Source organism: Notoacmeibacter sp. MSK16QG-6 (assembly GCF_024158145.1).
In the GTDB taxonomy this organism is placed as follows: Bacteria; Pseudomonadota; Alphaproteobacteria; order Rhizobiales; family Rhizobiaceae; genus Notoacmeibacter.
Window position 1 is genome coordinate 1,190,352 of record NZ_JAMYXM010000001.1, and the last position, 26,443, is coordinate 1,216,794.

Annotated in this window: 21 protein-coding genes; 16 read left to right on the forward strand and 5 right to left on the reverse strand. The window is 60.9% G+C overall.

The features are described 5' to 3' along the window. Window positions 1-13 precede the first annotated feature (13 nt). The 8 genes from rsmI (at window position 14) to NIM86_RS05725 (ending at window position 8,512) form a co-directional block, all read left to right on the forward strand. Window positions 14-943 (forward strand): 16S rRNA (cytidine(1402)-2'-O)-methyltransferase, encoded by a 930-nt coding sequence (rsmI, locus tag NIM86_RS05690; protein WP_253379878.1) that lies wholly within the window; start codon window positions 14-16, stop codon window positions 941-943. Beyond that, entirely contained in the window at window positions 936-1,319 is a 384-nt protein-coding gene (locus NIM86_RS05695) for a YraN family protein (RefSeq protein WP_253379880.1), read from the forward strand. The genes rsmI and NIM86_RS05695 overlap by 8 nt, the downstream gene beginning before the upstream one ends. Before the next feature lie 288 nt (window positions 1,320-1,607). Beyond that, window positions 1,608-2,678 (forward strand): class I SAM-dependent rRNA methyltransferase, encoded by a 1,071-nt coding sequence (locus NIM86_RS05700; protein ID WP_253379882.1) that lies wholly within the window; start codon window positions 1,608-1,610, stop codon window positions 2,676-2,678. Next, complete coding sequence (locus tag NIM86_RS05705; RefSeq protein ID WP_253379884.1) at window positions 2,675-3,532, forward strand: RNA methyltransferase; 858 nt, start codon at window positions 2,675-2,677, stop codon at window positions 3,530-3,532. The genes NIM86_RS05700 and NIM86_RS05705 overlap by 4 nt, the downstream gene beginning before the upstream one ends. After that, window positions 3,529-4,059 (forward strand): signal peptidase II, encoded by a 531-nt coding sequence (gene lspA / locus NIM86_RS05710; RefSeq protein ID WP_253379886.1) that lies wholly within the window; start codon window positions 3,529-3,531, stop codon window positions 4,057-4,059. Before NIM86_RS05705 ends, lspA begins: the two co-directional genes overlap by 4 nt. A gap of 74 nt (window positions 4,060-4,133) precedes the next feature. Next, complete coding sequence (locus NIM86_RS05715) at window positions 4,134-5,126, forward strand: MDR family oxidoreductase (protein ID WP_253379888.1); 993 nt, start codon at window positions 4,134-4,136, stop codon at window positions 5,124-5,126. A gap of 93 nt (window positions 5,127-5,219) precedes the next feature. Then, a complete protein-coding gene (locus NIM86_RS05720) occupies window positions 5,220-7,460 on the forward strand; it encodes an ATP-binding protein (protein ID WP_253379890.1) in 2,241 nt (746 codons plus the stop codon). Between the two features lie 98 nt (window positions 7,461-7,558). Beyond that, the gene (locus tag NIM86_RS05725; protein WP_253379892.1) at window positions 7,559-8,512 is read left to right on the forward strand and encodes a GNAT family N-acetyltransferase; all 954 of its coding nucleotides are present in this window, start codon (window positions 7,559-7,561) and stop codon (window positions 8,510-8,512) included. On the opposite strand, the gene mutS is transcribed toward NIM86_RS05725, so the two are convergent. Next, window positions 8,509-11,244: a DNA mismatch repair protein MutS gene (gene mutS / locus NIM86_RS05730; RefSeq protein ID WP_371872837.1), complete on the reverse strand. Its 2,736-nt coding sequence runs from the start codon at window positions 11,242-11,244 to the stop codon at window positions 8,509-8,511. The two genes, NIM86_RS05725 and mutS, sit on opposite strands and share 4 nt — an antisense overlap. A gap of 135 nt (window positions 11,245-11,379) precedes the next feature. Between mutS and NIM86_RS05735 the strand changes: the two genes are divergently transcribed. From NIM86_RS05735 to NIM86_RS05760, 6 genes are all read left to right on the forward strand, one after another. Further along, the gene (locus tag NIM86_RS05735) at window positions 11,380-13,659 is read left to right on the forward strand and encodes an NADP-dependent malic enzyme (protein ID WP_253379894.1); all 2,280 of its coding nucleotides are present in this window, start codon (window positions 11,380-11,382) and stop codon (window positions 13,657-13,659) included. Window positions 13,660-13,749: 90 nt separating this feature from the next. Beyond that, window positions 13,750-16,536 carry a [protein-PII] uridylyltransferase gene (locus NIM86_RS05740; protein ID WP_253379896.1) on the forward strand — a complete coding sequence of 929 codons (2,787 nt, stop codon included), beginning with the start codon at window positions 13,750-13,752 and terminating at the stop codon, window positions 16,534-16,536. A 27-nt stretch (window positions 16,537-16,563) separates the two neighbouring features. After that, the gene (murJ, locus tag NIM86_RS05745; RefSeq protein WP_253379898.1) at window positions 16,564-18,165 is read left to right on the forward strand and encodes a murein biosynthesis integral membrane protein MurJ; all 1,602 of its coding nucleotides are present in this window, start codon (window positions 16,564-16,566) and stop codon (window positions 18,163-18,165) included. A gap of 72 nt (window positions 18,166-18,237) precedes the next feature. Then, the gene (gene trpS, locus NIM86_RS05750) at window positions 18,238-19,302 is read left to right on the forward strand and encodes a tryptophan--tRNA ligase (protein ID WP_253379900.1); all 1,065 of its coding nucleotides are present in this window, start codon (window positions 18,238-18,240) and stop codon (window positions 19,300-19,302) included. An 88-nt stretch (window positions 19,303-19,390) separates the two neighbouring features. Continuing rightward, window positions 19,391-19,894 (forward strand): universal stress protein, encoded by a 504-nt coding sequence (locus tag NIM86_RS05755; RefSeq protein WP_253379902.1) that lies wholly within the window; start codon window positions 19,391-19,393, stop codon window positions 19,892-19,894. A 103-nt stretch (window positions 19,895-19,997) separates the two neighbouring features. Beyond that, window positions 19,998-20,573, forward strand: coding sequence for a NifU family protein (locus tag NIM86_RS05760; protein WP_253379904.1), 576 nt, complete (start codon window positions 19,998-20,000; stop codon window positions 20,571-20,573). Window positions 20,574-20,626: 53 nt separating this feature from the next. Here NIM86_RS05760 and NIM86_RS05765 read toward each other — a convergent pair whose 3' ends face one another. Together NIM86_RS05765 and NIM86_RS05770 are read right to left on the reverse strand one after the other, a co-directional pair. Then, the gene (locus tag NIM86_RS05765; protein ID WP_371872851.1) at window positions 20,627-20,956 is read right to left on the reverse strand and encodes a multidrug efflux SMR transporter; all 330 of its coding nucleotides are present in this window, start codon (window positions 20,954-20,956) and stop codon (window positions 20,627-20,629) included. Between the two features lie 144 nt (window positions 20,957-21,100). Then, window positions 21,101-21,718 carry a L,D-transpeptidase gene (locus tag NIM86_RS05770; RefSeq protein ID WP_253379906.1) on the reverse strand — a complete coding sequence of 206 codons (618 nt, stop codon included), beginning with the start codon at window positions 21,716-21,718 and terminating at the stop codon, window positions 21,101-21,103. Between the two features lie 213 nt (window positions 21,719-21,931). Here NIM86_RS05770 and NIM86_RS05775 point away from each other — a divergent pair, with 213 nt between their 5' ends. Next, entirely contained in the window at window positions 21,932-22,435 is a 504-nt protein-coding gene (locus NIM86_RS05775) for an MmcB family DNA repair protein (RefSeq protein WP_253379908.1), read from the forward strand. A gap of 278 nt (window positions 22,436-22,713) precedes the next feature. Next, the gene (locus tag NIM86_RS05780) at window positions 22,714-23,199 is read left to right on the forward strand and encodes a PH domain-containing protein (RefSeq protein WP_253379910.1); all 486 of its coding nucleotides are present in this window, start codon (window positions 22,714-22,716) and stop codon (window positions 23,197-23,199) included. A 69-nt stretch (window positions 23,200-23,268) separates the two neighbouring features. Here NIM86_RS05780 and hrpB read toward each other — a convergent pair whose 3' ends face one another. Next, a complete protein-coding gene (gene hrpB, locus NIM86_RS05785) occupies window positions 23,269-25,758 on the reverse strand; it encodes an ATP-dependent helicase HrpB (protein ID WP_253379912.1) in 2,490 nt (829 codons plus the stop codon). Continuing rightward, window positions 25,755-26,438: an ATP-binding cassette domain-containing protein gene (locus tag NIM86_RS05790; protein ID WP_371872852.1), complete on the reverse strand. Its 684-nt coding sequence runs from the start codon at window positions 26,436-26,438 to the stop codon at window positions 25,755-25,757. Before NIM86_RS05790 ends, hrpB begins: the two co-directional genes overlap by 4 nt. Window positions 26,439-26,443: the final 5 nt, after the last annotated feature.

Here is a 26,443-nt window from a genome sequence, read left to right on the forward strand (position 1 = left end):
GCGACAAACGGGTATGAGCCAGATTGAGCCCTCCAAAGGGCTGCACGAAAAATCACGTGGATGCCGCTATCTGATCGGCGGACAATCGCTCGCCGCGCCGGCGCTGCCCGCCGCGCTGCATCTGGTCGCGACGCCCATCGGCAACCTCTCCGACATCACCATCCGGGCGTTGGAGGTGCTGGCGGCAGCTGACATCATCGCCTGCGAGGACACGCGCACCAGCCGCGTTCTATTGCAGCGCTATGGCATCACCGGAAAACTGGTCGCCTATCACGAGCACAATGCGGCGAGCGCCGGGCCGAGACTGATCGAGGCGATTGGCGACGGCCAAAGCGTCGCGCTGATCTCGGATGCGGGCACGCCGCTTCTGTCCGATCCCGGCTACCGGTTGGTCGATGAAGCCGTGCAGGCCGGAATCACGGTGGTTCCCATACCCGGCCCGTCCGCAGCGCTGGCGGCCTTGACCGCCTCGGGCCTGCCGACCGACGCATTCTTTTTCGCCGGCTTCCTTCCGCCAAAACTCAAGGCGCGAGCCGACCGGCTGGTGGAACTAAGAGAGATTCCCGGAAGCCTCGTCTTTTACGAATCGCCGCGCCGGCTGCCGGAAAGCCTCGCCGCGATGTCGCAGGCGCTGGGCAAAACACGAAAGGCCTGCGTCGGGCGCGAATTGACCAAGGCGTTCGAGGAATTTCGACGAGGCACACTTGCCGAACTGGCAGCCCACTATGAGGAGGCAGGCGCGCCCAAGGGCGAATGCGTGGTCTGTGTCGGTCCGCCCTTGCCTGAAGCCGCCATCGAGGGCGAAGCGCTGGACGAGTTGCTGCGAGAACTTGCTGAGGCGTTGCCCACCGGCAAGGCGGCTGCCGAGGCGGCGCGCCGAACCGGCCGTGCGAAAAACGATCTCTACAGGCGGATCGTTGAAATGAAGAATCGTGATGGCTAGGAAACGCGCCGGACACGGCATTGTCGCCAAGCGGCGCTTTCTAAAGCGCGGCGCTCGGGGCGAAACACTCGCTGCGTGGCTCCTGCGGCTAAAGGGCTACAGGATCGTCGGCCGAAATGTCCGCACCCGGCTCGGTGAAATCGACATCGTCGCCAAACGGCGCAACCTCATCGCTATTGTGGAGGTCAAGGCGCGCCCTACTCTCCAGGACGCAATGGAGGCCGTAACGCCGGCGGCGCAGAAGCGGATTTCCAACGCCGCCGACCTTTGGCTCGCCAAACGGCGTGACGCGGCTAATCTGTCAATCCGCTTCGACATTATTGCTGTGGTCGGGCGGCGCCTTCCCATCCATATCGAAAATGCATGGAATGGTTGATTTAGATATTCGTAATTTAATATGGAAAGTGTTGGAGAGAAACTTCGTATCCTATTAAGTTGACCATATTGATGCACAAAATCTCAGAGCCAGCGATAAGCCAGATACCATCTTTAATGGAAGCTCGCCGAAAATGGTTCGAACCGGTGCCGCTATTGTTCTCCAAATACCCCTGTTTTGTTTGCTGAATGAAAGCGCGTTGCGGCGATATTTCGCCTGTGGCACAAGCTCACCCAATGACATCCCTTTCTTACAACAATAATCGCCGCAGGTCCGAGGCCCATTAGCATGAGGGCAAAAGATGGAAATCGGCGGAAGAGAAAATCGGGCCGCCCGCAGGAACAGCGCGCGCCAAAGACATCGCATGTGCGGAAGCCCAAACAAGAAACGGACAATGCGGTCTCGAGAGCAGATTCGTCTGCGCCCGCCCCGTTGGCCCGTCCACCCGGCGATCTGCCGGAAGAGGCTCTGCCGCTTATCCTCGAAGTGACGGGCAATGCCGATTACGCGCTGCTGGATTCGGGCGACGGGCAGAAACTGGAACGCTACGGCCCCTGCCGGATCGTTCGTCCGGAAGGCCAGGCGCTTTGGCGACCGGCGCTATCGCAAGCCGAATGGGCCTCGGCGGATGCAATATTTACCGGCGATACCGACGAAGAAGGCATGGGGCGTTGGCATTTTCCGAAAGCGCCGCTCGGCGAAACCTGGCCCATGAAACATGACGGCATCGACTTTCTGGGCCGGTTCACCTCGTTCCGTCATGTCGGCGTCTTTCCCGAACAGGCGACGCATTGGCGGCATCTGGCCAGGCTGATCGAGAGCGCGGGGCGATCCGTCAAGGTGTTGAACCTTTTCGGTTACACTGGTCTTGCCTCGCTCGTCGCTGCGCGCGCGGGGGCGGAAGTCACCCATGTCGACGCCAGCAAGAAGGCCGTCGGCTGGGCACGCGAGAACCAGCTTCTGGCCGGGCTGGACGACAAGCCGATCAGGTGGATCGTCGAGGACGCGATGAAATTTGTCGAGCGGGAGGGCCGGCGCGGCAACAGCTACGACATCATCCTGCTCGATCCGCCCGCCTTTGGACGCGGCCCGAAAGGCGAGGTCTGGCAGTTGTTCGAAGGTCTGCCCGCGATGGTCGCCGGCTGCCGGGCCATTCTCTCCGACGATCCGCTCGCCGTGGTGCTGACGGCCTATTCGATCCGCTCCTCCTTCTATGCCATCCACGCCCTGATGCGCGAGCGCATGGCCGGTATGGGCGGGCGTGTGGAGTCCGGGGAACTGATCATACGCGAAACCGGCTCGGACACCGGCGGACGCGCGATCTCGACCTCACTTTTCTCACGCTGGGTAAACGAATGAACGATCCGTCCAAAGGTCCGGGACGTCCCGGCCGCGTGAAAGAAATCACGGCGCTCACAAATCCGACGATCAAGGCAATCCGCGGGCTGGACCGCAAGCGCAATCGCGAAGCCAACAACAGTTTCATGGCTGAGGGGCAAAAGCTGGTCATCGACGCGGTCGATCTCGGCTGGACTATTAAAACGCTCATCTATGCCAAGAATGCGCGCGGCCATGCCGGCGTTGCCGATCTGGCAGCCAAGGTGATCGCAAGGGGCGGCGACGTTCTCGAAGTATCCGAAAAGGTGCTGGGCGCGATCACGCGGCGCGACAATCCTCAGATGGTTGTCGGGGTCTTCGCCATGCGATGGGCCGACCCGAAAACGCTACCGCGAGACGCCGATACCGTCTGTGTCGTGCTGGATCGCGTGCGCGACCCCGGCAATCTCGGCACGATCCTGCGAACTGCCGACGCTGCGGGCGCGAAGGGCATCATCCTCGTCGGCGACTGTGTCGATCCGTTTTCCATCGAAGCGGTTCGCGCCACCATGGGCTCGCTCTTCGCCGTGCCGATCGCGCGAATGAGCGAAGAGGAGTTTCTGGCATTCCGAACAGCGTGGCCGGGCAAGCTCATCGGCACGCATCTGGAAGGCGCCGTCGATTACCGCACCGTCGATTGGGCTGGCAGTGGCCCGCTCCTTCTCATGATGGGCAATGAAAGCCATGGATTGCCCGACAATCTGGCGCAAAGCTGCGATCTTTTGGCGCGCATTCCGCAAAGCGGGCGCGCCGACAGCCTCAATCTCGCGGTCGCCACCGGCCTGATGCTGTTCGAAGCCCGCCGCCACGCGCTTTCATTCAAGGAATCCGAATGAACGACCAGCCTGAACAGTCCCCTGCGCCAGACGGTTCGCGCGACCATATAAAGTCGTTCGGCTGGTCCGTCTTTCTGATCTTCGCTCTTATCGTCATCGACCAGACAGTGAAGATCTGGGTCGAGACCTATATGGAATATCACCAACAGATCGACCTTCTGCCGGTTTTTGCGCTTTTTCGAACGCACAACACAGGCGTCGCCTTTTCGATGCTTTCCGACCTCGGACCCGGCGCTCTGACCCTTATGTCGCTGGCAATCTCAGCTTTCGTTCTCTGGCTTTTATGGAGAACGCCGCGCGATCATGGCGTTGCCCGCCTCGGCTATATGATGATTATCGCCGGGGCTATCGGCAATCTGATCGACCGCGCCACGCTCGGCTATGTCGTCGACTACTTTCTGTTTCATACCGAAAACTGGTCCTTCGCCGTGTTCAATCTGGCGGACAGTTTCATCACGATCGGCGCGGCGCTGGCGGTGCTACAGGAAGTGCTGATCTGGAGGGCGTCGACGCGTCCTCAGCCATAAGGCTGATTTGACTGACGCCAGCCTTGCGGCAAATAAAGCCACCACAAACAAGCAGCCGACCAGGGAGCGACCGCATGGCCGACGATTTCAAGGCAATCCTGATTACGAAAGAGGATGGCGAAGACCAGAAAGTGGACGTCACCCGGATTGGTGAAGACGACCTGATGGACGGCGATGTCACGGTCCGTGTCGAAGCCACCACCGTCAATTACAAGGATGGACTTGCTATTACGGGCAAGAGCCCGGTCGTTCGCCGTTTCCCCATGGTGCCGGGAATCGATTTTGCCGGTACGGTGGAAACGAGCGAACACCCGGACTGGAAGCCGGGCGACAAGGTGATCCTGAACGGCTGGGGCACCGGCGAAACGCATCTTGGTGCCTATGCGGAAAAGAGCCGGGTGAAGGGCGACTGGCTGGTTGCCCTGCCCGAGGGTCTATCGGTCAAGGATGCCATGGCGATTGGAACCGCCGGCTACACGGCCATGCTGTCGGTGCTTGGGCTTGAAGATGCCGGCAGTACGCCCGATGACGGGCCGGTCCTTGTGACAGGCGCAACGGGCGGCGTCGGTTCGGTTGCAGTGTCGCTTCTCTCCAAGCTCGGCTGGAATGTGATCGCCGCGACCGGCAGTCCGGAAAAGCGCGCCGACTATCTGAAAAGTCTCGGAGCTTCGGAGATCATCGACCGCAATGAGTTGAGCGAAAAAGGCCGCCCCCTCGGCAAGGAGCGCTGGGCGGCGGCTGTAGACGCCGTTGGCAGCCATACGCTCGCCAACGTCCTGGCGCAGACGAAACACGGCGGAACCGTCACCTGCTGCGGCCTTGCCCAGGGTTTCGATCTGCCGACAACCGTGATGCCATTCATTCTTCGCGGCATCACATTGAAGGGTATCGATTCGGTGATGGCGCCAAAGCCATTGCGCGAACGCGCCTGGCAGCGGCTCGCTACCGATCTCGATAAGGATAGACTTGAAGCGATCACCACGGAAATCGGTTTCGACGATCTGATCCCCTATGCGCGGCAGATCATAGATAGCGGCATTCAGGGCCGCGTGGTTGCGACTTTCTAAAACTGCACGTCAAAGACCAAAAAACGCCCGATCGTTAAAATGCGAACGATCGGGCGAAGTGTTCGGCAAAAGTCCTGCGCTAGTGTCGACGCCATGACGACCGAAACAGCCCTTGCCCTTCCGCCCGTCCAGGAAACGTCTGTCGCGACCCAGCGCGCAACGCTGACGCCACCGCCACTATCCGACGACAGTGTCAAACCGGATAATGAGATCGGGGCTGCATCGCTGCCGGAGAGGATCAGGCAGGCAAGCTTCCTGGCGCTGTCGCTTGTCATGTTCGTTGCAGGCGCTCTGCTGACCTTCGGCGATGCGGGCCGGATAGCAACGGCGGTTCTAGGCTTCGCCGCCTGCCTGTTCTTCCTTGCCGGGATGACCGATACCGGTCTTGCCAAACGTCTCAAGCTGAACCGGGCGTTCCTCCTGGCCCGCGCACGAGACGCCGAAGCTCGTCAGCTTTCCTTTTTGCGGCTCTCTGAGGCCGCAGGCGACCTCTGCATCCAGCGGGACGAAGATGGCGCCATTGTCTGGGCCAACCGAAAATTCACCGAGCTGTTCGGCCTGTCGCATTGCGATGCCTTGAAAGGCTGTACGCTGCGTGAGCTCGGTTTCGGCGGTACGATCGACACAAACGGGCAGACCGAACTGACGCTCGTGACCAATGGCGAATATCGCTGGTTCGCCTTCACCGATCAAAAAGATGAGAAAACCGGCGTCCATCAGTCGATTGCCCGGGACATTACCGCTCACCGCAAGGCCGAGCAGGCGCTGATCGATGCGCGCGAAAAAGCCGATGCGGCGAACCGCGCCAAGGGCCGGTTTCTCGCGACCGTCAGCCATGAAATCCGTACGCCCATGAATGGCATTTCGGGCATGTCGAAACTTTTGGCGGATACGACGCTGACCGACGAACAGCGCACCTATGTCAATGCCATCGACGGCTCGGCGGACGCGCTTATGGTTCTGATCGAGGATCTGCTGGACTTCTCCAAGATCGAAGCCGGAAAGCTCACCATCGACAGAACGCCGACCGATCTTCGCGAATTGACCGAAAGCGTCGCCGAACTGCTCGCCAGCCGCCACGCCGACAAGGGCATTATCATCAATGCACGGACCGCGCGGAACGTGCCGAAAATCGTGCCCACCGATGCCGGCAAGCTGCGTCAGGTTCTGCTCAATCTGGTCGGCAATGCTGTCAAATTCACCGAGAAGGGCGGCGTGACGATCGATGTCAGCATGGATCAAACCGAGAATGAAACCGGACGCCTGACAATCGCCGTGCAGGACACCGGTCCCGGTCTCAAGCCGGCGGATCAGGCCAAAATTTTTGGTGAGTTCGAGCAGGCGGACAATTCGGAGACCCGTCGTCATGGCGGGGCCGGGCTGGGACTTGCCATCTCCAAGCGCATCATTACCGCAATGGGCGGGTCCATCGCTCTAAAGAGCAAACTCGGCAAGGGATCGACTTTCATTATCGATATCCCGGTCGAAAGCGCGCCAGTGCAAACGGAACAGCAGAGGTTCGCCGGTGAGCGCATCGTCCTGCTCAGCGATGCCGTGGAAAGCGATATTCTGCGCCGAATGCTTGAAGACGAAGGCGCCGAGGTAATTTGCGCCCGCTCGCGCGAAGAGGCTGCGGAAAAGCTCGAGCCGGCCGGTGGCCTTCTCATTATGGCGGCTTCCCGACACAACGATAGCAGTGATGGCGACAGGCTTTCGGAATGGCTTGGGGCCAACCGTGCGGCGGCCGTCACGCTGATCGATGCGATAGACCGGGGGCGGCTGTCCGTTTTGCGCAACGCGGGCTTCGACCATTACCTCGCCCGCCCTGTCCGCGGCCGCACATTGCTGCGCATTGCACGGACAGCTCTCGATCGTCGCGCCGAAAGCGAGGCTTCGAGCCCGATCCCAGCAGCGCAACCGCTGAGCGAAGCGCCAAAATCGGCACGGACCGCACAAAACGGCCGCCGGGTTCTGGTGGCGGAAGACAACCCCGTCAACGCGCTTCTGGTCCGTTCTGCCCTTGCCAAGGGCGGACACACTGCCGAGGTCGTCGGGACCGGTCGCGGCGCGGTCGACGCGATACGCGATGGGGAGCGGTTCGATCTCGTGCTGCTCGACCTTCACATGCCTGAAATGGGTGGGATGGAGGCGCTTGACCTCATTCGTCAGTCCGAAGAGGCCAATGGCCATCCCGCGACGCCGATCCACGTTCTGACGGCCGACACACAGGAAGAAACCGTCAATATCGCCATGCAGCGCGGCGCCAACGGCGTTCTTCACAAACCGATCAATCCGGTCGATCTCGTTGCCCTCGTGGAGCGCGCGACGGCATAGGCGCCCGGATATCCACCTCTTACCCTCACCTCTCCACTGTCATAGACTTGTCGCGTAGGCGTACTAGTCAGCGCAAAACGGAGCGGTGGAGGACGATCATGGCTGTTGGCGTTTCGCGGATACGGAAGATCATCGATCCGCGCGCAATCGTTTCACTGCCGCTCAGAGGCCTGCCGCTTCGGCGACGGGGTATGCAGAGTGGGACTTCGCTCAGCGCGCCCGTCTTCGAAACGGAGAAAACAGCGCCTCGACCGATCCTCGGCCAGTCCGGCGCACTAGCCGTTCGGCTCGCGTCCAACTCGGCGGAGATCGAGGCAGCGCAGAGATTGCGATGCAAAGTTTTCGGCAGACAGCGTTTGTCAGTAAGCGGAAACGCGCCAGCAACCGATCACGATATTTTCGATAGCTACTGCGATCACCTCATCGTGCTGGATGAATCTCTGACTGGCTCTCTCCATGACCGGATCGTCGGCACCTACCGCCTTCTATCTCCCGAAGCGGCGAAGCGCGCCGGCCGCTTTTATTCGGATGCCGAATTCGATCTTCGAAGCCTGATGGCGCGCCATCCGAACCGCCGTTTTCTTGAACTTGGCCGTTCGTGTGTGTTGCCGGCCTATCGCGGCAAACGGATCATCGACCTGCTATGGCAAGGCATCTGGTCCTATTGCCTGACCCACCGGATCGACACGATGGTCGGTTGCGCCTCCTTTGCCGGCACCGTCCCGGCAGCCCATGCCGAAGCGCTGTCCTTCCTCGCCCATCACGCGCCAACCGACCGCGCTTTCGCCTGTTCCGCCCAAGACGGACGAGGCGTTCCGACCGATATGATGCCGGTCGAAGCGATCCTGACCAAACGAGCGCTCGGGGCGCTGCCGCCGCTCATCAAAGGTTATCTTCGCATCGGCGCGACATTCAGCCATGAAGCGGTGATCGACGAAGATTTCGGCACGGTGGACGTTCTGACGATCTTACCGGTCGAGCGCATCGCCGGGCGCTATCTCAACCATTTCACGCCCAGAGCGATGGGAACGGCGAAGGCGCTGGCGGCCTAACCGCCGCGACTGCTTTTCAGCCTGTAAAGCGTTTCGAGCGCTTCGCGTGGCGTCAGATCGTCCGGCTCGATGTCGTCCAGCATTTCCGCCAGCGCATTCAGGTGAGGATCTGTTCCGGGGGTTGTCAGGCCATCGCTTTCGGTATGGCGGGCCGCGGCGGAAAAGAGCGGCAGATCGTCGACCAGCTTCGCCGCGCCCGATCCTGAGGTTCCTTCCGCTTCGAGCCTGTCGAGCACCGTCTTGGCCCGCGCCAGAACACTTTTGGGCAGGCCTGCGAGCCGCGCAACCTGTACGCCATAGGAGCGGTCCGCCGCTCCCTTGCCAACTTGATGGAGGAAGATCACCTCTCCCTCCATTTCCTTGACCCGCATCGTCACATTTGCCAGCCGAGGCAGCGTTTCGGCCAGCGCCGTCATCTCGTGGAAATGGGTCGCGAAGATCGCACGGCAGCGATTGGTCTCGTGCAGATGTTCCGCCGTCGCCCAGGCGATGGAAAGCCCATCGAATGTCGAAGTGCCACGACCGATCTCGTCGAGAATGACCAAAGAGCGCTCGCCTGCCTGATTGAGGATGGCGGCCGTCTCGACCATTTCGACCATGAAGGTCGACCGGCCACGCGCCAGATCGTCCGACGCACCCACACGCGAAAACAGGCGATCGACGATTCCGATATGCGCTTGCGAGGCCGGAACGTGGCTGCCCATTTGCGCCAGAATGGCGATCAGCGCGTTCTGACGCAGGAACGTGCTCTTGCCGCCCATGTTCGGACCGGTCAACAGCCAAAGCGCGCCGGCATTCGCGCCACCTGGCGGCGACAGGCAACAATCATTGGCGATGAAGGCATCGCCCTGCTGCGCGCTAAGCGCAGCCTCCACCACGGGATGCCGTCCGCACTCCACATCGAAGGTCAGGCTTCCATCGACTTTAGGCGCGCACCAGTTTTCGGATTCGGCCAATTGCGCCAGCCCGGCGGAGACGTCGAGAACCGCAAGAGCGTCCGCCCCGGCCCGCAGAGCATCGGTCCTGTCGAGCGCGGCAGCCGTCAGCCGTTCGAAAACGGTCGTCTCTATCGCCAGTGCCTTGCCGCCGGCGTCGGCGATACGGCTTTCCAGATCGGCCAGTTCGGTCGTCGTGAACCGCATCGCGTTCGCCATGGTCTGGCGATGGATAAAGCGCGCCTTCGCTTCGCCCTCCGTCAACCTGACGCCATGGCTCGACGGCACCTCGATGTAGTAGCCGAGCATATTGTTGTGCCGGATCTTCAGCGTCTTGATCGCTGTTTCTTTGGCCAGCTCGGCTTGCATGGCCGCGATGACCCTGCGGCTATCGGAGGCAAGAGCGCGCTGCGCGTCCAGTTCCTCATCGAACCCTTCAGCCACGAAGCCGCCATCACGCGCCAGAAGCGGCAAATCCTCGGCCAAGGCATCACCCAAGAGAGTTGCGAGATCCTGCGGCAGAGCGCTGAGGGCCTTTTCCGCCGCCTCCAGTTCTTCTGGCAAAGCAGCCTCGCCAAGGCGCTCGATCAGGGCTACGACCGCCTCCAGCACCGCGCGGATAGCGCCCAGATCGCGCGGTCCGCCCCGTCCGAGCGAAAGGCGCGACAAGGCGCGCATCATGTCCGGCAGGCCACGCAGAATGGTGCGGAGCCCATCGCGCAAAGCGCTTTCCTGCCTGAGAAACGTCACAGAACGCTGGCGGCGAACGATCCAGCCCGGGTCTGTCAGAGGTGCAGAAAGGCGTTCGGCCAGAAGGCGTGCGCCCGGACCCGTCACGGTGCGGTCGATCACCTTCAGAAGGCTGCCGTCACGATGGCCGGCCGTGGTGCGCGTCAGTTCGAGGCTGGCACGTGTGGCTGCATCGATGAAGAGCGTGGATGCGCCCTCCTCCCGCTGCGGCGGCGACAAGGGCACCCTTGCGCCGAGCTGCGTTTTTTCAACCCAAGCAACCACGCCGCCCATGGCGCTGTATTCGGCGCGAGAGAATTGTCCGAACCCGTCCAATGTCGAAACCGACAAAGCCCGGCAGATCCGATCCACCGCCGAGCTGCTGTCAAAAAGAGCGATGGGCTGTGGATTGACGAGCCGGCCAAGCGCGTCCCAAACGGGCCGGAAGGTCTGATCCTCGAACAGGCTTTGCGGCACCAGAACTTCGCGCGGATCGATCCGCAAAATGTCGGAAAGCAGCCGCGACTCTCCGCTGGTTGCGGCGCGAAATGCCCCCGTGGAAATGTCGATCCACGCAAGGCCCGGTTTGGCTTCGCCCTTCACCCGACCGACCGCCAGAAGCCAGTTCGGCTCTCCCGGCTCAAGGATATTCTCCTCGGTGATCGTGCCAGGCGTGACAAGCCGTGTTACATCGCGCCGCACCAGCGCCTTGCCGCCACGCTTTTTCGCCTCGGCAGGATCTTCCACCTGCTCGCAGACCGCGACGCGGTGGCCGGCAGCGATCAGCTTCTGGAGATAATCATTGGCGGCATGAACAGGCACGCCCGCCATCGGAATATCGCGGCCGAGATGCTGCCCTCGTTTGGTGAGCGTGATGCCAAGCGTTCTGGCCGCCACTTCGGCATCGCCGAAAAACAGCTCGTAGAAGTCGCCCATTCGATAGAATAGCAGGCTATCTGAATTGGCCGCCTTGATCTCTATGAACTGCTCGATCATCGGCGTTGCTTGAGCCCGGCTGCCAGCCGAGACAAGCTCATTGAACGGTATGCTCGCTTGCGGTTCTGCCATAAGGGGTTAAACACTCTTCTGTGTCCGGCCGTCGATGAAGGGGGAGACGCCCCGGCGCACAACACCTATGCCGATCATGGATTTGCATGTCCAGAGATCGGCCAAGCCAAACGATAACAATGATAGGGAGGACACATGGCGATCCAAAATCAACAAGACGGGCCCTCGATTACCGAACAGGAAGCTCTGGACTTTCACGCCCTGCCACGACCGGGCAAGCTGGAAATCTCGCCGATCAAGGCGATGGCGACCCAACGCGATCTATCGCTGGCTTATTCGCCAGGCGTGGCCGTTCCGGTCACGGCGATTGCCGAGACGCCGGGCCGCGCATTCGATTACACATCGCGGGGAAATATGGTGGCCGTCATTTCAAACGGCACGGCCATTCTCGGACTTGGCAATCTCGGTGCGCTGGCCTCCAAACCGGTGATGGAAGGCAAGGCAGTCCTGTTCAAACGCTTCGCCGATGTCGATTCCATCGATCTGGAAGTCGATACCGAAGACGTCGATGAATTCATCAATTGCGTACGCCATCTCGGCCCCTCCTTCGGCGGCATCAATCTGGAAGACATCAAGGCCCCGGACTGCTTCATCATCGAGCAGCGGCTGCGTGAATTGATGGACATTCCGGTTTTTCACGACGATCAGCACGGCACCGCCATCATCGCAGCCGCCGGCCTTATCAACGCGCTTCATCTGACAGGCCGCAAAATGGAAGATGCCCGCCTTGTCGTGAACGGCGCGGGCGCGGCCGCCATCGCGTGCGTGGAATTGGTGAAGGCCATGGGTTTCACGCCTGACAATGTGATTATGTGCGACACGAAAGGCGTGATCTACAAGGGCCGCGATCACGGCATGAACCAGTGGAAGAGCGCCCATGCCGCCGAGACGGATTTGCGGACGCTCGAAGAAGCGATGGATGGCGCAGACGCGGTCTTCGGCCTCTCTGTCAAAGGCGCGTTCAGCGACAAGATGATCGCTTCCATGGCCGAACAGCCGATCATCTTCGCCATGGCCAATCCCGACCCGGAAATCACACCGGAAGAGGTCAAACGCATCCGAGACGATGCGGTGATGGCGACCGGTCGTTCGGACTATCCCAACCAGGTGAACAATGTCCTCGGCTTTCCCTACATCTTCCGTGGAGCGCTCGATGTGCGGGCAAGCACCATCAATGAGGATATGAAGGTCGCGGCGGCTCATGCGCTTGCGGAACTCGCCCGCGAAGACGTGCCGGACGATGTTGCCGCCGCTTATCGCGGCGCGCGCCCACGCTTCGGGCGGAACTACATCATCCCGGTGCCATTCGATCCGAGGCTCATCTCGTCCATTCCGCTCGCTGTCGCCAAGGCGGCGATGGATAGCGGGGTGGCGCAGCAGCCGATCGTCGATCTTGAGAAATACGCACAGAACCTTGCCGGACGGCGCGATCCGATCGCCTCGACCCTGCAGCGCATCTATGAACGGGTGAGGCGTCAGCCGAAGCGGATCGTCTTTGCCGAGGGCGAAGAAGAACAGGTGATGCGCGCCGCCATTTCCTATGTGAACCAGAAGCTCGGCACCGCCATTCTTCTGGGCCGCGAAGACCGTATCGACGAGATGGCCAAGCAGAACGGCATCGATCTGAACCGGCCGGGGATCGAGATCGTCAATGCCCGCAAGTCCGAGCGGGTGGACGCTTATGTCGAGCACCTCTATTCGCGTCTTCAACGGAATGGCTATCTGCAGCGCGACGTGCTGCGGATGATCAATAATGACCGCAACCATTTCGCCGCTTCCATGGTGGCGCTTGGCGATGCGGACGGCATGGTCTCCGGCGTGACGCGCAACTACTCGACCGTCCTGGAGGATGTGCGGCGGGTCATCGACATCATGCCGGGTCACCGCATGATCGGCGTTTCCATCGCACTCTGCCGAGGCCGGACTGTCGTGATCGCAGACACTGCAGTTCATGAGATGCCCAATGCCGAAGCGCTGGCGGATATTGCCGAGGAAGCGGCTGGGGTCGCCCGCCGCCTCGGCTATGAGCCGCATGTGGCCATGCTGGCCTATTCGACCTTCGGCCAGCCGCCGGGAGAACGCAGCGACAAGGTGCAGGAAGCCGTGAGAATTCTGGAACGACGTGGCGTCGATTTCGAGTTTGATGGCGAGATGGCCGCGGACGTCGCGCTGAATGCCGATCTGATGGCGCAATATCCCTTCGTGCGGCTTTCACGGCCGGCCAATGTGCTTGTCATGCCGGCCTTCCACTCCGCTTCGATAGCCAGCAAGATGCTCCAGGAGCTTGGCGGATGCACGCTGATCGGCCCGCTGCTGGTCGGGCTGGAAAAGAGCGTGCAGGTCGTCTCGCTCGGCGCCAAGGATTCCGACATCGTCAATATGGCGGCCATCGCGGCCTATAACGCGACGGACTGAGAATGTTGGAAGTGGAGGGCGAAACCGGTTAGGAGATATTTCTGAGCCAGACGCCCTCCACCGCCAGCCCACTCTTTGACCGGAACATCCATGCGCCATCCTGCTCTGAAGCTTGCCGAAGTGATCGATGCAGATGCATTGCGCGACAAGCTGACGACGCTCACTCAGGAACGCGACGGTGACGGCTCCGATCCATCGATCAGGACGCAGGTTCTGGCAATTCTGAAGGCCGAGCTTGCCGCAGGGCGAAAACGAATCGAGACGATGCTGCTGGAAGACGGTAGCGGGTTCTGCTGCACCCGCCGCCTGTCGCATCAGATGGATGAAATCATCCGTCTCATTCACGATTTCGCGATTACCCATGTCTATCGCGGCGCCAATCTCAGCGCCGGCGAAAAGATGGCCATCGTGGCGACAGGCGGCTATGGCCGCGACGCGCTGGCGCCCGGCTCCGACATCGATCTGCTGTTTCTGCTGCCCCACAAACAGACAGCGCGGATTGAGCAGATCGTCGAATACATGCTGTATATTCTGTGGGATCTCGGCCTCAAGGTCGGCCACGCCACCCGCAATATCAATGAATGTATCCGCCTGGCCAAAAGCGATGTGACCATCTCCACCGCCATGCTGGAAGCGCGCTACATCTGGGGCGAGCGACCGCTTTTCGAGACGCTGGAAGAGCGGTTCGTCGAGGATGTCGAGAAGGCCGGCGGGCGCGATTTCACGACAGCCAAGATGGCCGAGCGCGACAGCCGCCATGAGCGGCACGACAATTCGCGCTATAAAGTCGAGCCGAATATCAAAGACGGCAAAGGCGGTCTACGCGATCTGCAGACGCTCTATTGGATCGGCAAATTCGTTTATCGGGTGGACCATTCGCGCGATTTGGTCGGCAAAGGCGTTTTCACCCAGCGCGAATACAACCAGTTCCAGCGCTGCGACGATTTCCTCTGGGCCGTCCGCTGCCATCTGCACTTCGTGTCCGGAAAGGCGGAAGACCGTCTCGGCTTCGACTTCCAGCCGGAGATCGCCGCGCGGCTGGACTATCAGAGCAAACCCGGTCTGTCGGGCGTCGAACGCTTCATGAAGCACTATTTCATCGTCGCCAAGCAGGTCGGCGATCTGACGCGCATCTTCTGCGCCGCACTCGAACTTGAGCAGGCCAAAACCGCGCCCGGTATTGCTGCCGGGCTGGTGCGTCCGTTCACGCGCCGCAAGAAAAACGTGAAGGGGTTTTCGGATTTCGTGATCGAGAACGGTCGGCTGAATGTCGCCGCGGCTGATGTTTTCGAACGCGACAATCTGAACCTTATCCGTCTGTTCTGGCTCGGCGATCGCGAAGGGCTGGAGTATCATCCCGATGCGTTGAGCCTGGTGGCCCGGTCGCTGAAGCTGGTCGACCGCGACCTGCGCCGCAATTCCGAAGGCAACGAGATGTTCATGGACATTCTCACCAGCAGACGCGACCCGGAAATACAGCTACGGCGCATGAACGAGACGGGTTTGCTCGGCCGCCTCATTCAGGACTTCCGCAAGGTCGTCGCAATGATGCAGTTCAACATGTATCACCATTTCACAGTCGACGAGCACCTGCTGCGCTGCATCTCCAATCTCTTCGAGATCGAAAAAGGCAATCTTGCCGACGAGCACCCTTACGCCACCCAGTTCTGCAAGGACCTTTCCGAGACGCAGCGGCGAATTCTCTACGTCGCCCTGCTACTGCACGATATTGCCAAGGGCCGGCCTGAAGACCATTCGATCGCGGGCGCGAAAATCGCCAAGCGGCTTTGTCCCCATATGGGCATGACCAAGTCTGAAACGGCCACCGTCGAATGGCTGGTGCGCGAACATCTGACGATGAGCATGGTGGCGCAAAGTCGCGATCTGAACGACCGCAAGACCATTGCGGACTTCGCCGAAACCGTCCAGTCGGTCGACAGGCTGAAATTGCTCGTGATCCTCACGGTCTGCGATATTCGCGGAGTCGGGCCGGGTGTCTGGAATGCCTGGAAAGGGCAATTGATCCGCCAGCTCTATACCGAGACCGAGTTGCTTCTGACGGGCGGTTTCTCCGGCGCAAGCCGTGCGGCCCGAATCCAGGCGGCGCGTGAAAGCCTGAAGGAAAGTCTTTCCGAATGGCCGAAGAAGGATCGGCAGGCCTATGCGGAACTGCACTATCCCGCTTATCTCCTTGCGGTGGATCACAAGGCGCAACTGCGCCACGCCGAGTTCATTCGCAAGGCGACCAAGGCGGGCGAACAATTGGCGCTCGACTATCGCACACTCGCATTCGAAGGGATGACCGAAATCACGGTGCTGGCCTTCGACCATCCGCGCCTGTTATCCGTGATAGCAGCAGCCTGCGCGGCATCGGGCGCCAATATTGTCGACGCCCAGATCTTCACCACAACCGACGGTCGAGCGCTCGATACGATCCGCATTGCGCGGGAATTCGAAGCGGATGAAGACGAGTTGCGCCGCGCCCGATCGATCGGCCGCACCATCGCTGAAGTGCTCAAGGGAGACGCCCATATTCCGCAGTTGAAGAAGCGCAGCAAAAGCCGGCGCAAGGTTCGCGCTTTCTCCATCCAGCCAGAGGTCTCGGTCGACAATTCGCTGTCCAACGAATTTTCTGTCATTGCGGTTGAGGGTCTGGACAGAACCGGTCTTCTTTCAGACCTCACCCATGCGCTATCTGATCTCAGTCTCGACATCGCCTCGGCGCATATCACGACCTTCGGCGAGCGGGTGGTCGATACATTTTATGTCACCGATCTGACCGGCGCACAGATCGAGTCCCCGGCCCGGCAGAAGCGCATCACCGACCGGCTCTGCGGCATTCTGGCTCCTGAACAAACGGAACAGGCCGCAGCTTAATAACATGGCGGTGAAAGGCAGCGGCACATGAGTCTGGTTCGCAAATTCGCCTCGGTGGGCGGTGCAACGATGCTGAGCCGCGTGCTGGGCTTCGCCCGCGAGGCATTGATGGCGGCGGCGCTCGGCGCAGGCCCATTCGCCGATGTCTTCTTCGCTGCGTTTCGCTTCCCCAACCTCTTTCGCCGCCTGTTTGCGGAAGGCGCATTCAACGCCGCGTTCGTCCCGCTTTTCGCAAGGCATTTCGAGGGTGAGGGCAGGAAGGATGCCGAACGCTTCTCGACAGAAGTCTTCAGCGTCCTGTTCTCCGCTCTGCTGCTACTGACCATCGCGATGGAGCTGGCGATGCCGCTGCTGGTCGCGACCGTCATCGCGCCGGGCTTCGCAGACGATGCGGACAAGTTCGACGCGACCGTTACGCTGTCGATGATCATGTTTCCCTATCTGATGTGCATGAGCCTGGCGGCGATGATGGCAGGCATTCTCAATTCGCTGCAGCGCTACTTCGCCGCGGCCATCGCGCCGGTCTTTCTGAATGTCATTCTCATCGCCGTGCTGGGAACCGCGCTGATCCTCGGTGTGGCCGAAGAGCGAGTTGCGTTCTGGATGAGCTGGGGCGTACTGGCGGCTGGCCTGCTGCAACTGGCCATCGTGACGATAGGCGCGCGAAGCGCCGGCATCCGCGTGACCTTTCGAATGCCGAAGCTGACGCCCAACGTCAAACGGCTGCTGGTGCTGGCCGGACCGGCCGCGATCACCGGCGGCATCACCCAGATCAATCTGGTGATCGGCCAGATCATCGCCTCGCAGAAGGATGGAGCGATCTCGGTTCTACAATATGCCGACCGGGTCTATCAGCTGCCGCTCGGCATTGTCGGCATTGCGGTCGGGGTCGTTCTTCTGCCCGAACTGGCGCGCGCCCTGCGCGGCGAACGCACTGAAGAGGCCGCGCATCTGCAGAACCGCTCGGTCGAGTTCACGCTGGCGCTGACCCTGCCGGCAGCGGCGGCCATTCTCGCCATCAGCCCGGAGATCGTTCGGCTTCTCTATCAGCGCGGCGCGTTCACGCCGGAAACGACTGAGGTCGTCGCATCCGTTCTGGCGATTTTCGGTCTCGGATTGCCGGCCTTCGTTCTGATCAAATGTTTTCAGCCCGCCTTCTTCGCGCGCGAAGACACGCGCACACCGATGCTGTTCTCCATGATCTCGGTCGCCGTCAATATCGCGCTGGCGCTGACGCTCTTTCCCATCTTCGAGGAGCGCGGTATCGCGACCGCCGAGATCTTCGCCGGCTGGACGAATGCGCTCGGGCTCCTCACCATGCTGCTGCTGCGGGGCCACTGGCAGCCTGATCGCCTTCTACTGCGTCGTCTGCCACGCCTTCTGTTTGCCGTCGCGGTGATGGGGGTCACGCTTTGGTATCTGTCCGGATGGACAGACCAATGGTTCGGGACGCAGGCTTTTATAGCCAAGCTTCTCACCATGCTTCTCTTGGCGGCGGTTGCGTTCGTACTCTATTTTGGTCTCGCCTACGCCATAGGCGGGCTCGACAGAAACGAGCTTCGCCAGGCATTACGCCGGAAGAAGGAGGCCAGGCCCAGCGAAGAGACGCCGCCTGACATGCTGGCTTGATCGCTGCCCCCGGCTCTGCCACAAGGCGCGCCGACCAGTTTCCATACTCCCGATGTCTCGGATAGATCGTTCATGACCGACAGTTTCAAACCCCTCGTCTTTTCCGGCGTGCAACCGACCGGCAGCCTGACGCTCGGCAATTATCTCGGCGCGATCCGCAAATTCGTGGCGCTGCAGGACAATCATGACTGCATGTATTGCGTGGTCGATCTGCACTCGCTGACCGCCCGGCTTGTGCATGACGATCTGGCCGATCAGACGCGCTCCATCGCGGCGGCGTTCATCGCAGCCGGCATCGATCCGCGAAAGCACATCGTTTTCAATCAAAGCCGTGTGCCGGGCCATGCGGAGCTGGCCTGGATCTTCAACTGCGTCGCGCGTATCGGCTGGATGAACCGTATGACGCAGTTCAAGGACAAAGCCGGCAAGGATCGTGAAAACGCCTCGCTCGGCCTCCTCGCCTATCCCTCGCTCATGGCCGCAGACATTCTGGTCTATCGCGCGACGCATGTTCCGGTTGGCGACGACCAGAAACAGCACCTGGAACTGGCGCGGGATATCGCGATCAAATTCAACAACGACTTCTCCGAACGTATCGACGCGGCCGGTCTCTCCGTGCCGGTGATGATGGGCGAAGAACAGGTCAACGCCTATTTTCCCGTCGTCGAACCGCTGATTGAGGGCCCGGCGCCGCGGGTGATGAGTCTCCGGGATGGCGCCAAGAAGATGAGCAAATCCGACCCGTCGGATAATTCGCGTATCAATATGACGGATGACGAAGACGCCATCGCCAAGAAAATCCGCAAGGCCAAAACCGATCCGGACGGCTTGCCCACCAATGTGGAAGGGCTGAAAGGCCGGCCCGAAGCCGACAATCTGGTCGGTATCTTTGCCGCGCTTTCCGACCGCTCGAAGGCGGACGTGCTGTCCGAATATGGCGGGCGTCAGTTCTCCGAGTTCAAGCCGGCATTGGCCGAACTGGCCGTCAGTGTCCTGTCACCAATAGGCGATGAAATGCGACGGTTGATGGCCGATCCCGGTCATCTCGACTCGATTTTGATGAACGGGGCCGAGCGGGCCAATGCCATGGCGGAAAAGACGTTGGATGACGTCCGGCGTATCATCGGCTTCGTTTGATCCCACGAACGGCTTGCCACCGTTGCGGAAGGCGTGGTTAGGATGACGCTGCCGGCCCGCTTCTGCCGGTCTCGCGGAAGGGACACGCATGGAAGACATACCGGAGCGGCTTAGCCGTAAGGCTGGCCGCAAGCGCAAATTCCTTGCCATTATCGACGACACACCCGAATGCGAACGCGCTGTCACCTATGCCGCCTACCGCGCGCAGGCGACCACCGGCACGTTGAAGCTGCTTTACGTCATCGAGCCGGAGCCCGGTGAGTTCGCTCATTGGCTAGGCGTCGAAGAGAAGATGCGCGAAGAGGCAATGGACGAGGCGGAGCGACGCCTCTCGCGTTTCCGCGAGGCTCTGACCCGCCGCCTTGGCGTCGCGCCCGAAATCGAGATACGCGAAGGCAAGCGCGCCGAACAGATTCACGAACTGATCCGCGAAGATCCCGAAATCGTCATTCTCGTTCTGGCCACCTCCGCCTCTTCCGAAGGACCGGGACCGCTCGTCTCCTCCATTGCCGGGCGCAGCGCCGCTTTCCCGATTCCGGTGACGGTCGTGCCGGGCAATCTCTCCGACGAGGATATCGAGACACTGGCCTGAGGCTTTATGCGAATACGCGAAAGAACTTGAAGGCCAGCCGTCGCGACGCTACATTTAGAATAATTCTAAGCGCATATCCGGCCAGCCGGAGAGAGATCGAATCATGTTCATTCAAACCGAAACAACGCCCAATCCCGCCACGCTGAAATTCCTGCCCGGCGAGATCGTGATCGGTGAAGGCACTGCCGAATTCAAAGATGAGGAGAGCGCGGTTTCCAGTTCGCCTCTTGCCGCCCGGCTCTTCGATGTGCCCGGCGTTACAGGCGTTTTTTTCGGCTATGATTTCGTCACCGTGACCAAGGATGAGCAGACGGCGTGGCAACACATCAAGCCGGCCATTCTGGGCGCGATCATGGAACACTTCATGTCGGGCGAGCCCGTCATGGCGTCGGCTGCAAAAACGGCAGGTTCTGGCGCGGAAGGAGAAGAATTCTTCGATAAGGACGATGCGCCGCTCGTCGAACAGATCAAGGAACTGCTCGATACGCGCGTGCGGCCTGCAGTCGCTCAGGATGGCGGCGATATCACCTTCCGAGGCTTTCGCGATGGCGTTGTCTATCTGAACATGAAAGGCGCCTGCGCGGGCTGTCCATCGTCCACCGCCACGCTCAAGCACGGCATTCAGAACCTGCTGCGACACTTCGTGCCGGAAGTGCAGGAAGTCGAGCAGGTTGTCTGAGTGGTTCGTTCAATGCACTCGAAGCAACCGGCGCTTGTGCGAGCGCCGGTTTTCTAATGTCTGATGCTGGATGAAAACAGGTTGAGCACCAGCACGCCTGCAAGGATGAGCGCGATTCCCGCCAGCGCCGGCGCATCCAGTCTCTCGCCGAAACGCAGCCATCCGTTCAGAGCGATCAGCACCATGCCGAGACCGCTCCAGATGGCGTAAGCGATGCCCACCGGCAACAGGCGAAACGATAGCGACATGAAGTAAAATGTCGCGGCGTATCCCAGTCCCATCAGCACTGTCGGCACGAGGCGGGTGAACTGCTCGGACTGCTTGAGCATCGTCGTGGCGAATACCTCAAAGGCAATCGCGACCACGAGCCAGAGATAGGCGATCAATACCGGCGGCGTTGTCACGGCTGGTCCCTCTTCGCCAGTCTGTTCCGACCACTTCTGAAAAAACGGAAGGCCGGGTGTCCCCCGACCCCGGCCTTCCGGGCGCGGCCCCTCGGCGCGCCACCCCTCTCGAGGGGAACCCTGCTACAGGACGATTACCTTGGCGCCCACTTCAGCGCGTTCGTAAAGATCGATCACGTCCTGATTGATCATGCGGATGCAGCCCGAAGAAACATTTCCGCCAATCGACCAGTATTCCGGCGAGCCGTGCAGCCGGTAGCCCGTGTCACCACGCTTGTTGTGGAGATAGAGAGCGCGTGCGCCGAGCGGGTTCTTGAGACCGGGTGGCTGACCATTGCGCCATTTCGCCGTCCGCGGATCGCGTTTGATCATTTCGGGCGGCGGCGTCCAGGTCGGCCATTTGCGTTTGGCGCCGATACGGGCAACACCGCTCCAGGTGAAGCCTTCGCGCCCCACACCGATGCCATAACGCATCGCCTTGCCGCCATCCATGACGAAATAGAGATATTTCGCTTTGGTGTCGACGATGATGGTGCCGGGCTTCTCTGCCGTATCGTAGCGAACGAGCGCCCGGTGATATTTTCGCGCCACCTTGCCGGGCGGTACGCGCGGCAGCGTGTAGGAGGCGTCTTTCACGGCACTATAAGACATGCTGTAAGTGCGCAGCGTGCCATTGGTGCTGCAGCCCGCGAGCATGGCAAGGGCCAAGCCGGCACCGAGCAGAACGCGCTTTCGCGACATGATTGTCCTCTTAATTTCAGGGCGGCCGCAGGAAGGCTGCCACATTTCTGTCACAAGCTATCTCTCAGGCCGGGATGGTTAGCAACAGGTTAACGGTACGGCATTTCCGTCAACCGGCTTCTCCGTTCAGCGACGTTGCATCGGTGCAACGTCACAACGCCCCCTCGCCCGTCAGGCCTTTTCTGCCATGATCGTTCATGGCATGTTCTCTCCATGAGCGTCGTTTCTCCCTTTCGATTCGTGCATCCTCTCGCCGATGGACGACAATCCGACCGAGCCATGCTGGTGCGGCGAGGCGTCCAGCGGCTCTGCGTCGACCTCGGCGCTGTCGCATTGCCTGAAGTGATGTTGAAAGGCGGCCGACGCGCAGACCTCTTGGTGATGACGCAGAAAAGCGAATTCTGGATCGTCGAAATCAAAACCAGCATCGAGGATCTGCGCGCGGACAATAAATGGCCGGACTACCGCGCCCATTGCGACCGGCTGTTCTTCGCCACCCATCCGGCGGTGCCGATGGATATTTTTCCAGCCGATGCCGGCTTCATCCTGTCGGATGGCCACGGCGCGGAGATCCTGACCGAAGCTCCGGCCCACCCGCTGGCCGGAGCAACACGCAAGGCCCTGCTGCAACGCTTCGCGCGGCTTGCCGCAAGCCGGTTGATGCTGGCGGAAATGGCCGGTCTAGACGTTCCCAGTCTGGATGAGGATGTCTGCTAGTGCATCTCAAATTTAAGAAAAGCGACGGTATCGAAGCTCTCACGGCGATCTTAATCGCGTCGTTTCTTGCCGCCACAATATATCTCCTCCTTGGGACTGATCCCCTTATACTAGCTGCCGGTGTTGTACTGGGGCTCGTTTGTTCAGCGATAGCGATCCTCCGAAATGCATCCGGCCGCGAACAATCAAGTTTCTCGGAGGGTGGTAACTCCTTCCGAAACGCTGATAGCGCGTCTCCTGAACATCGTGAAGGGAGGGAGGTAGTATGGATTAGAAGGGTGTCATTGGCTCTTGTTATGATCGGATGTCTGGTTGTCGGTGCTATCATTCTTTTTAGCGCATACATGCGTTTGACAGGCGCTTTCCGACCGCTGTTTTTCGATCAGATAACAGATTTTCTTGTGTTAGGAACCATCGGCCTGGCACTTCTTGCGCTTCCACTTCTTCGAATAAGAGAACTGAAAGAAGGTTACTCTGCAGTATTATCACCTGACTCTGTCGAGGTGGTCATGCCCTTCAGAAATCGCTTTGTTCGCTGGGAGGATATAGTCGATGTACAAGTTCGAGGGGGGAAGAAAAGAGCGATACGACTTCTGCGCCGACGGCCTAGCGGATGGGAGCGTTTGCTCACGACAGATTATACCGTTGTGGTACCACTGCAATTTGCAGAGCGGTCCATCGGCGAGACATTACAGATCATGATTGCCTTCCACCCATCTTTGAGGGGAAGAATTTCATGTGATATTCAGAAGCTATATCTTTGACGTACCGAACTCTCACAGATTTATGATAGCTCCAAGATTAGACAGGAATATGTGCTTCGCCCGCGCTCTCTATACCTTGCGTCGCTTGGCACGCGCCGTAGGCTCGGCATTGGCAGGGTCATCCGGCCATTCGTGCTTGGGATAGCGCCCGCGCATATCGGCGCGGACATCGCTCCACGACCCGGCCCAGAAGCCTGGCAGGTCCAGCGTGGTCTGGATAGGTCGATGGGCCGGCGACAGCAGCTCCAGCAGAAGGGGCGTTTTGCCACCGATGGTCGGGTGATCGGTCAGACCGAACAGTTCCTGTACCCGAATTGATAGGACCGGCCCCCGTTCCGCTTCATAGCGGATCGGAAGGCGATTGCCAGTCGGGGCTTCGAAATGGGTCGGCGCGTCCTCCTCGATCCTCCGATGCAGATCGAACGGTACGCGGCTGCGCAGCGCATCGGCAAGCTTTGCCTCCAGTGGATCGAGCCTGCCGGAACCATCGAGAAACGGACCGAGCCAATCGTCGAGTTCCTCTAGAAGCTTGGCTCCGTCCATGGGCGGCCAGGGTGCGCCAACCGTGTCATGTAGCCAGCGCAGACGGGCCACCAGGCTTTCGGTTTTCTCGGTGAAGGGCAGAATGGAGAGCCCGGCCTCGCGAATGGCCGACAAAAGCGCGGCATCGGCTTCCGGCCCTCGTTCGATCGTCAAAGTCCGTTCTTCAAGCGTGATACCACCGATCGCAGTCGTCCGGCGGCCTTTCAGACGTCGGCTCTCGGGATCGAAGGAGGCTTCCACACGCTCCTCGATCCGTTCCGCCATGGCATTGCGCATGGTCACCTCGTCGAGCGCGGCGGCTGCGACGATGCGGCCCTGCCGCGCCTGGCCGGTCATATCGGCCACCACCAGCCACTCCTCGCCGGCCAGCGGATCGGTTTCATCAAGCGCTGCGCCGCGTCCATTGGCGAGGATGTAGCGGCCATGGCCCCCACGGCGGCGCGCCAACCGATCCGGATAGGCCAGAAGCAGAAGCTCGCCCACCGACATGTCCGACGTTGCGTTTCGCCCCCCGCCGGCGCTCTTCGCCAGACGGTCGGCGAGTGCGCGAGCGGATCTGGCGCGCGCTGACCTATCGCGCTCGAAATTGGACAGGCGGCGCTCAAGATCGCTCGCCATGCCGCCCAGCCCGCGTTCGGTCAGCAGTACGGCGAGTTGTGAGGCACGCTTCGCCTCGCTCAACTCGACTGCCTTGGCGATCATGAAGGCGAGGCGGACTGGCAGCGCCAGTTTGCGCATAGCGTGTCCGCTTGCCGTGATGCCGCCGGCTTCATCCAGCGCGCCGAGCATGGTGAGCAGCTTACGCGCCTCGTTCAATGCCGGATCAGGCGGCGGATCGAGAAAGGGCAGCGTGCGTGGATCGTTCACGCCAAAGGCGGCGCTGTCGAGCAGGAGGCGCGACAGATCCGCTTCCATGATCTCCGGCTTGCCATGGGCGTCAAGTGAAGCTGTCTGCGGTTCGGCCCAAAGGCGGATCGCGACGCCTGGCTGGGTCCGGCCCGCGCGGCCGGCCCGCTGATCGACGCTGGCGCGCGAGGCGCGAATCGTTTCCAACCGCGTCACCCCGCTGCCGGGCTCGTATTTTGGCACGCGGGCGAGACCCGAATCGATAACCACGCGTACACCGTCGATGGTCACGGAGGTTTCCGCGATAGGCGTCGCCAGCACGATCTTGCGACGCCCTTCTGGTGCGGGGCGGATGGCGGCGTCCTGATCCTTGCCTTGAAGGCCGCCGTGCAACGGCATGATGTCGAGACGCTCCGCCAGTGTGGATGGGATCGCCTCGCGCAGGCGCTCTTCAACGCGGCGGATTTCGGCTTGACCCGGCAAAAAGGCGATGATCGATCCTTCTTCCTCTGTCAGCGCCCAGCGAACCGCCGCGACCATCGCATCCTCGATACGCTGATCCGGTTTGCGCGGACGGTAATTTATCTCGACCGGAAAGGCGCGACCTTTGCTCTCGATGATCGGCGCATCGCCGAGAAGCCCAGCGACGCGAGCGGCATCCAGCGTCGCGCTCATCACCACAAGCCGCAGATCGGGCCGCAACGCTTCCGCCGCATCGAGCGCCAGGGCCAGTCCGAAATCGGCATCGAGGCTGCGCTCGTGAAACTCGTCGAATAAGACCGCAGCGACGCCAGTCAATTCGGGATCGTCGAGTATCATGGCGGCGAAAACGCCCTCGGTGACGACGAGAATACGGGTGTCCGGACCGGTTCGATTGTCCATCCGCATGGCGTAACCGACCGTCTGGCCGACCTCTTCGCCGAGGATTGCAGCCATGCGCCGCGCCGCTGCGCGAGCAGCGAGGCGACGTGGCTCCAGCAAAACGATCGTCCCGTCGCCGCGCCAGTTCCTGCCCAGCAAGGCAAGCGGCACCAGCGTCGTCTTGCCCGCGCCGGGTGGCGCCACCAACACGGCCCTGCTCCTGTCTTCGAGCGCAGCCAGGAGGTTCGGGAGCGCTTCGCGGACCGGCAGTTCCGGCAAATTTTCGACCGATGGGAAGGGCGTCGTCATATCGCTGGCGGAGCACCGATTTTGACAACCGGGCCGCCTGCGGCTTCCGCGTCCGCAGCGTCATGCGTCACGAGGATAGCGGGTATCGACGCCCGACGGATGGCGCCAAAGGTGAGATCGCGCATCGCCGCGCGCAATTCGGCATCGAGGCTTGAGAAGGGCTCGTCCAGCAGCATTGTATTTGGCCGCGACAGAAGCGTCCGCGCCAGTGCCACCCGCGCCTTCTGGCCACCGGAAAGCGTGGCCGGGTCGCGGCTTTCGATGTCCGGCAGGCCGATGTTCTGAAGCGCCCCGGCAATTGCGTCCTTGCGGGCCTTCCGGCCCTTTACCTCGGCCGGCAGTGCAAAAGAAAGGTTCTGTCCGACATTCATATGTGGGAAGAGCAGCGCGTCCTGGAACAAAAGGCCGCAATGGCGATCTGCCGGCGGGCATTTATCGATCCGCATTTCGCCAAGCCAGATTTCGCCATCCGCTTCAAAGGCGGGGTCGAGGAAGCCGCCTATAAAAGCAAGCAGGCTGGATTTTCCGGAGCCCGAAGGTCCCATGACGGTAAGGATCTCGCCTGGCATCACCGTTCGGTCCAATTGCAGCAGAAGATGGCCGTTCAAGGCGATCCAAACGTTGCAGAAGCCGAGGCTTGCGCCCGCTTTTACGCCCCCCGTCGCCTGCTTGTCCAAGATCGCAT